The sequence below is a fragment of the Streptomyces sp. SID5910 genome, assembly GCF_009862125.1.
Taxonomy (GTDB): Bacteria; Actinomycetota; Actinomycetes; order Streptomycetales; family Streptomycetaceae; genus Streptomyces.
Genome location: NZ_WWHX01000855.1, coordinates 1 through 4,650, shown reverse-complemented (window position 1 = coordinate 4,650; position 4,650 = coordinate 1). Strand labels below are relative to the sequence as shown.

Sequence of the window (4,650 nt, the reverse complement as noted above, 5' to 3'; positions counted from 1 at the left end):
GAACATCACCATGACGCTGCGGGACGTCCCGGTGCGGATGGCGGGTGCCGCCGGCGGCGCGCTCCAGACGGGCCAGCGCCTCGGCGGCGCCGTGGGCACCGCCGCGCTGCCCGGCCTGTTCTACCTGGCGCTGAGCGCCACCCACGACGACTACCACGAGGCCGTGGCCCTCTCGGTCGGCACCGGCGTCGCCGCCATGCTGTGCGCCCTGGCCGTCGCCGTCCTCGACTGGCGCCGGGACCGGCACGGCAAGGGCGGCTGCCCGCCGGAGACGTCCCACAGCCACACCCACGCGGGGCAGGGCTGAACGACCGGTCCCGCTCAGCGGCGCTTGCCGAACTTCCGCAGCATCTCCTGGGCCTGCGCGCGGCGGCGGGGGTCCGCGGCGGCGCGGCGCACCTGTTCCGCCGTCCGGCGGCCCTGCGGGCTGCGCGCGAACTGCTTGATCCGGTCCAGCATTCCGGGCATGACGTTCCTCCGGGTAGACGGGTCTGTCTGTACGGCCGTCCGTACGCCGTGCTTGTACCCGGCGGTCCCCGGATCAGCCCGTGGGTTTGACACCGCCCGGACGGGCGACCCGCAAGGCAGGACATCGCAACCCGACGTCGTGAGGTGAGAAGACGTGGCCGGCAACCAGAAGTCCAAGGCCAAGATGGAACAGGCCAAGGGAAAGGCCAAGGAGGCGGCGGGGCGTGCCGTCGGCAACGAGCGGATGACGGCCGAGGGCCGCGCCGAGCAGTCGAAGGGCGACGCCCGCCAGGCCAAGGAGAAGGGCAAGGACGCGTTCCGGCACTGACACCGGTACCGCCGGGCGGCACCGAACGGGCCGCGGACCCCAGCACACGGCCGGGGTCCGCGGCCCGTTCGCGCGCCCGCCCCGGTCAGTCGATGCGGTAGTCGTCCCCGTACACCCGCCACCGCAGCGGCGGTTCCAGGTCGAGGTTGCCCTCGCGCAGGAAGACGCGCTGCGCCGTGTCGACGCGACTGGTGTCGCTGTGCGCCACCTCCTGCCTCATGGCCCGCACCCGCGCGTCCAGGAAGGCGTTCAGGTAGGCCGTCTCGTCGCCGCCGCGGGCCGGGGGCACGGCCCGGCCGAGGGCCCGCTCGCGGATGGCGGCGAAACCCTCCGGGCCGCCCTCGCCGTGCATCACCATCGCGTCGTAGTACGCGAACTGGCCAAGGGTCCGCAGCCCGTCCGCCTTCGCCTGCCGCACGGCCGGATCGAAGTACACGCGGTCGCGCTCGTCGTCCTGCGCCCGGCGAAAGTCCCGCTCGCCGGCGGCCCGGCGCCAGTCCTCGGGGAAGTGCGGGTCGAGCCCCTCGTGCGAGTCGGAGCCGTCGACCGCGCGCAGCGCGGGCAGGAAGCGCGCGAGCGCGTTGCCGGGCCGGCGGCCGGTGTAGAGCTCCACCAGGGCGAGCATGTCGCCGGTGCCCGAGCAGAAGCCGATGATGCCCGCCGTGTAGCCGCGGCCGTCGCCGATGTCCTCGATGTAGCCGTACTGCGCCGTCCAGTCGAGCGTGGAGTTCTCGGCGCTCGACACCAGGCGCATGGCGATCTCCTTCTTCGCCGGGTCGTCGAGCCCCGCGGGGCGCCAGGCCGCCGCGGCGGCCCGGACGGGGGAGAGGAGGAAGGCGACCAGGGAAGCGCGTGTCATGGCGAGCACGGTACGGCGTGCGGTGCCGTCCTGACGCACCGGACGGGACGAGGGGTGCCTCACGGGATCTCCAGAGGGAGCGAGGGGCCGGGCGGGCGGCCGCAGACGGTGAGGAAGGTTTCCTACCCGAAGCGGACGAGTCGGACGCCACTCACACGGGGGACCGGCACGGTCCCGCTGCTCCCGCCCCGTCAGGGCACCGGCTGCTCCGCCCAGATGACCTTGCCGTCCGGTGTGTAGCGGGTGCCCCACCGCTCGGCGAGCTGCGCCACGAGGAACAGTCCGCGCCCGCCCTCGTCGGTCATGGCCGCGTAGCGCAGGTGCGGTGAGGTGCTGCTGCTGTCGAACACCTCGCAGATCAGGCTGCGGTCGCGCAGCACCCGCACATGGACCGTCTCGCCGCCGTACCGGATCGCGTTGGTGACCAGCTCGCTCAGGATCAGCTCCGTCGTGAACGCCAGCTCGTCCAGCCCCCACTCCGTCAGCCGCCGGGTGACCTGGGCGCGCACCTCGCCCACGGCGGCCGGGTCGTTCGGCACCCGCCACTCGGCGACCCGGTCCGGGCCCAGCACCCGGGTCCGGGCGACCAGCAGCGCGATGTCGTCGCCCGGCCGGTCCGGGAGCCGGGCGTCGAGGACGGTACGGCAGGTGTCCTCCGGCGACTCGCCCGCGATCTCCAGCGCCCTGCGCAGCTGTTCCAGGCCGACGTCGATGTCGTGCTCCCGGTCCTCCACGAGCCCGTCGGTGTACAGCACCAGCCGGCTGCCCTCCGGCAGGTGCAGCTCGGCCGTCTCGAACGGCAGCCCGCCCAGGCCCAGCGGGGGACCGGCGGGCACCTCGGGGAACTCCACCTCGCCGTCGGGGCGGATCAGGGCGGGCGGCGGATGACCGGCCCGGGCGATCACACAGGTGGCGGCGACCGGGTCGTAGATGGCGTACAGGCAGGTCGCGCCGGTGACCGGGGCGGCGGTGTCGTCGGCGGCCTCGTCCTGGTCGATGCGGGCGACCAGCTCGTCCAGCAGGACCAGCAGCTCGTCGGGTGGCAGGTCCAGCGCCGAGAAGTTGTGCACCGCCGTCCGCAGCCGGCCCATCGTGGCCGCCGCGTGCAGACCGTGGCCGACGACGTCGCCCACCACCAGCGCCACCCGGGCCCCGGAGAGCGGCAGCACGTCGAACCAGTCCCCGCCCACCCCCGCCTGCGCGGGCAGATAGCGGTGGGCGACGTCCAGGGCGTTCTGCTCGGGCATCCTGCGGGGCAGCAGGCTCTGCTGGAGCGTCACCGCCATGCCGTGCTCGCGGGTGTAGCGGCGCGCGTTGTCGATGGAGACCGCGGCGCGCGCGACCAGCTCCTCGGCGAGCGCCAGCTCGTCCTCGTCGAACGGCTCGGGCCGCCGCGACCGCCAGAAGCCGACCACCCCGAGCACCAGGGCGCCCGCGCGCAGCGGCACGGTGATCAGCGAGTGGATGCCGTACGCCACGATCTGCGCGGAGATCTCGAGGTCCTGTGCCTGCCAGCCCGGGGCCCGGCTGAGGTCGGGCTCCAGGAGCGAGCGGCCGGTGGCCAGCGTCTGGGCCTGCGGGGAGGACGGCACGAAGCGGATCTGCCGGCCCACCGGGTAGAGCGGCGCGCCCTCGTCGACGCCGCTGAGGGCGGTGCGGCGCAGCGGGGTCACCGCCTCCGGCTGGCCGCCGCCGAGCACCGCGTCGAACAGGTCCACGGTGACGTAGTCCGCGAAGCGGGGCGCGGCCAGCTCCGCCAGCTCCTCGGCGGTCCGGGTGACGTCCAGGCTGGTGCCGATGCCCACCCCGGCGTCGTACAGCATGTCCAGCCGCTCCCGGGCGGTCTCGGCACGGCCGGACAGGGCCCGCAGCTCCGTGGAGTCGCGCAGGGTGGCGACGCTGCCGGGCGGGCCGCCCCGCTCGTCCGTGGGCCGCAGGTTGATCGCCAGCAGCCGGTCCTTGACCAGGTGCACCTCGTCCGTGGCCACCCGCCCGGACTCCAGCAGCCGCGCCGTGTCGTCCGGCAGGCCGAGGTCCAGGACGTGCCGGCCCTCGGCGTCGGCGGGCAGGTCGAGCAGGCGGTGCGCCTCGTCGTTGGCGAGCAGCAGCCTGCCCTCCCCGCCGATGATGAGCACGCCCTCCCGCACGGAGTGCAGAACCGCGTCGTGGTGTTCGTACATCCGGGTCATCTCGTGCGGGCCCAGGCCGTGGGTCTGCCGCAGCAGCCGCCGGCTGACCAGCGCGGTGCCCGCGGTCGCCAGGGCCAGGCCGACGCCGGCGGCGATCAGCACCAGCGGCAGCTGCCGGTCGGCGACGCCGCCCACGTTCTCCGTGGTGATGCCGGCCGAGACCAGGCCGACGACCTTCCCGTCCGGAGTCTCGACCGGCACCACGGCCTGGACCAGCCGTCCTATGGTGCCGTCGATCTCCTCGGTGACGGTGCGCCCCTCCAGCGCGGGGGCGATGTTCCCGACGAACTTCTTGCCGATGCGGTCGGGGATCGGATGGGTGTAGCGGATCCCGTCGGGGTTCAGGACGACGATGAAGTCCACACCCGTCGCCTTGCGCGCCGCCTCGGCCCGCGGCTGGAGGACCGCCGTGGGATCGGGACTTCGCAGCGCCTCGACCATGCCGGGGGAGTTCGCGAACGTCGCGGCCACGGCGACCGAGCGGTTGCGGGCCTCCACCGTGCTGTCGTGCTGCACCTGGAGCACGAGCGAGACCGCCGCCACCACCACGAGCAGCAGCACGATGACCACGTTCAGCACGAAGACCTGACCGGCGACACTGCGCCCGGACAGCGCCGACCGCAGAGCCGCGAACCGGCCCCGGCGCCCCGCGGCCGCTGCCCGTCGTGACCGGTCCGCGTCACGCTGCCGGGCGAGCGAACCGATGGGACGACGGGGTGACCGCTCTCCCGATCGACCCATCAGTCGGACCATGTGCCCATGTCTACACTGCCGGGCCGCGTGAGGCGAGGGGCGCCCCCGGGGAC

At 74.2% G+C, this 4,650-nt stretch carries 4 protein-coding genes and 1 pseudogene; 2 read left to right on the top strand and 3 right to left on the bottom strand.

What is annotated here, in order from left to right; translation table 11 throughout:
* Positions 1-307: pseudogene (locus GTW67_RS30130) on the top strand (MFS transporter); the annotation flags it as partial.
* 14 nt (positions 308-321) lie between these two features.
* Here the strand turns inward: GTW67_RS30130 and GTW67_RS37170 are convergent.
* Complete coding sequence (locus GTW67_RS37170; RefSeq protein WP_202437890.1) at positions 322-468, bottom strand: hypothetical protein; 147 nt, start codon at positions 466-468, stop codon at positions 322-324.
* Between the two features lie 154 nt (positions 469-622).
* Between GTW67_RS37170 and GTW67_RS30125 the strand changes: the two genes are divergently transcribed.
* On the top strand, positions 623-796 hold the full coding sequence (locus GTW67_RS30125; protein WP_052841170.1) for a CsbD family protein: 174 nt from the start codon (positions 623-625) through the stop codon (positions 794-796).
* Positions 797-881: 85 nt separating this feature from the next.
* On the opposite strand, the gene GTW67_RS30120 is transcribed toward GTW67_RS30125, so the two are convergent.
* Both GTW67_RS30120 and GTW67_RS30115 read right to left on the bottom strand, forming a co-directional pair.
* A complete protein-coding gene (locus GTW67_RS30120) occupies positions 882-1,718 on the bottom strand; it encodes a chitosanase (protein WP_161167916.1) in 837 nt (278 codons plus the stop codon).
* 128 nt (positions 1,719-1,846) lie between these two features.
* Positions 1,847-4,597, bottom strand: coding sequence for a SpoIIE family protein phosphatase (locus GTW67_RS30115; protein ID WP_202437888.1), 2,751 nt, complete (start codon positions 4,595-4,597; stop codon positions 1,847-1,849).
* Positions 4,598-4,650: the final 53 nt, after the last annotated feature.

Bases quoted from the DNA above. Each gene is read 5' to 3' on its own strand.
- GTW67_RS37170 (WP_202437890.1), bottom strand. From the start codon at position 468: ATGCCCGGAATGCTGGACCGGATCAAGCAGTTCGCGCGCAGCCCGCAG.
- GTW67_RS30115 (WP_202437888.1), bottom strand. From the start codon at position 4,597: ATGGTCCGACTGATGGGTCGATCGGGAGAGCGGTCACCCCGTCGTCCC.